The organism is Inquilinus limosus MP06 (assembly GCF_000767795.1).
Classification (GTDB): Bacteria; Pseudomonadota; Alphaproteobacteria; order DSM-16000; family Inquilinaceae; genus Inquilinus; species Inquilinus limosus_E.
Genome location: NZ_JANX01000738.1, coordinates 1 through 2,515 on the forward strand (window position 1 = coordinate 1; position 2,515 = coordinate 2,515).

Sequence of the window (2,515 nt, forward strand, 5' to 3'; positions counted from 1 at the left end):
CGCCGACCACGGCATCGTGCCGGACCGGGCCGACGCCGTCCGCTCGGCCCTGGCGGCGGCCGCGGCGGAGGCGGATGCGATCGTCACCTCCGGCGGCGTTTCGGTCGGCGACGAGGACCACGTCAAGGAGGCGCTGGAGGCCACGGGCGGCCGGCTGCATCACTGGCGGCTGGCGATCAAGCCGGGCAAGCCGGTGGCGCTGGGCCAGATCGGCGGCGTCGCCTTCCTGGGCCTGCCGGGCAACCCGGTGGCGGCGATGGTCACCTTCCTGCTGGTGGCCCGGCCGCTGCTGCTGCACCTGGCAGGCGCCGAGCCGCTGCCGCTGCGCCGCTTCCCGGTCGCCGCCGGCTTCGGCCACGGCAAGAAACCGGGCCGCCGGGAGTTCCTGCGCGCGGTGCTGGAGACCGACGCCTCCGGCGCTCTGGTCGCCCATCGCCACGGCCGCGAGGGCGCCGGCATGCTGAGCTCCCTCGCCGGCGCCGAAGGGCTGGTCGAGCTGCCGGAGGATGTGACCGCGGTGGCGCCGGGCGACCCGGTTGCCTATATCCCGTTGAGCGCCCTGATCTGAGAACCGGCATGAAGCTCCTGTATTTCGCCTGGGTCCGCAGCAAGATCGGCACGGCCGCCGAGACGGTGTCGCCGCCGGACTCGGTGCGCGACGTCGCCGGTCTGCTGGACTGGCTGCGCGCCCGCGGCGCCGGTTATGCCGACGCCCTGGCCAACCCGGCGGTGGTGCGGGTCGCGATCAACCAGCGCTTTGCCAAGCCGGGCGACCCGGTGGCGCCGGGCGACGAGATCGGCATCTTCCCGCCCGTGACCGGAGGCTGAAATGGCGGTTCGCGTCCAGGAGGCCGATTTCGACGTCGGCGCCGAGATCGCGGCGCTGTCCGACGGCCGTACCGATGTCGGCGGCGTCGCCAGCTTCGTCGGGCTGGTGCGCGACATCGCCGGCGGCACGTCGGTCACGGCGATGACGCTGGAGCACTATCCCGGCATGACCGAGCGGCAGCTCGAGGAGATCGAGGCCGAGGCGCGCAGCCGCTGGCCGCTGCTGGAGGTGCGCATCGTCCATCGCGTCGGCCGGCTGGAGCCGGGCGACCGGATCATGTTCTGCGGCGCCGCCTCCGCCCATCGCGGCGCGGCGCTGGAGGCCTGCGCCTTCCTGATGGACTGGCTGAAGACCAAGGCCCCCTTCTGGAAGAAGGAGGAGACGCCTGCCGGCGAGCGCTGGGTCGAAGCCCGGGCCGAGGATGACGAGGCCGCATCGCGCTGGCGCTGACGGCAGTCCCTGACTGCAGTCCTGCAGACTCCACGCTTCTCATCATGACTCCGGCGGTGTAGCCCCGAGGATAACGAAGGGGAAACGCGGCAATGGTGCAGGTATCGGCGCAACCGGCGCCCGGCTGGGCGGATCTGCTCGCCGAAGGGCGGCTGCCGCGATTCGCGATGGTCTGCCTCGGCATCTGGCTGAACGCGGCCGATTCCCTGGTCACCGCCACCATCATGCCCAGCGTCGGCGCCGATCTCGGCGGCTACGCCTATTTCAGCTGGGCCACCGCCGGCTTCCTGATGGGCGCCATCCTGGCCGGCGCCAGCGCCGGCCGGCTGTCGGAGCGGTTCGGGCTGCGTTGGGCCTCGGCCATCGGCGGCCTGGCCTTCGCGCTCGGCTGTGTGGCCAGCGCCGCCGCCCCGGACATCGGCGTGTTCCTGGCCGGCCGGCTGCTGCAGGGCATCGGCAGCGGCTGGGTGGCCGGCTTCTCGATGGTCGCGGTCGCGCTCCTCTTCCCCGAGCGCCACCTGGCCCGGATGTTCGCCGTGGCCTCCGGCATTTGGGGCATTGCCACCATTCTCGGCCCGCTGGTCGGCGGGCTGTTCGCCCAGGCCGGCGACTGGCGCGCCGTGTTCTGGCTGTTCACGGCGCAGGCGCTGGTCTTCACCGTGGCCTCACCCTGGCTGCTGAAGGGCACGGTGCGCAGCGCCGGACAGCCGGGCGTGCCCTGGCTGCAGATCGGCGGGCTGGCGCTGGGCGTCGGCGCCATCGCCATGGCGGATGTCATCCCGAGCCCGGCGATCGCCCTGGCGCTGGTCGCGGCCGGCCTCGGCATCCTGGTGCTGGTGCTGCGGATCGATGCCGGCGCCCGGGTGAGGCTGCTGCCGCGGCGGGCGGGCGACCTGCGCACGGTCTGCGGCGCCGCCTATGCCGCCCTCTTCGCCCTGGTGGCGACCTCGATGGCGCTGAACGTCTACGGCCCCGCCATCCTGCAGACGCTGCACGGCCTGTCGCCGCTGTGGGCCGGCTATGTGGTGGCGGTGATGGCGCTGGCCTGGACCCTGGCCGCCTTCGTCGTCGCCGGCGCCACCGGCGCGGGCGAGCTGCGCTGGCTGCTGCGCGGCGCCGTCTGCATCCTGGCCGGTGCCGTGCTGCTGGTGCTGGTGATGCGCGACGCCCCGCTGGCCTGGATCGTGGCCGCCGTCCCTGCTGAGTGGGTGGCGGGCTTCGGCTTCTCCCTCCCCC

The 2,515-nt window shown here is 73.5% G+C and carries 4 protein-coding genes; all 4 read left to right on the forward strand.

Annotated elements, in window-relative coordinates; all coding sequences use genetic code 11:
• The coding region (locus tag P409_RS31675; RefSeq protein WP_034847935.1) for a molybdopterin-binding protein at positions 1 to 568 on the forward strand (568 nt) is incomplete at its 5' end.
• Between the two features lie 8 nt (positions 569 to 576).
• Positions 577 to 828 carry a molybdopterin converting factor subunit 1 gene (gene moaD, locus P409_RS31680; protein ID WP_034847937.1) on the forward strand — a complete coding sequence of 84 codons (252 nt, stop codon included), beginning with the start codon at positions 577 to 579 and terminating at the stop codon, positions 826 to 828.
• 1 nt (position 829) lies between these two features.
• A complete protein-coding gene (moaE, locus tag P409_RS31685) occupies positions 830 to 1,279 on the forward strand; it encodes a molybdopterin synthase catalytic subunit MoaE (protein WP_034847940.1) in 450 nt (149 codons plus the stop codon).
• A gap of 92 nt (positions 1,280 to 1,371) precedes the next feature.
• On the forward strand, positions 1,372 to 2,515 hold a 1,144-nt coding region (locus P409_RS31690; protein ID WP_052121631.1), incomplete at its 3' end, for an MFS transporter.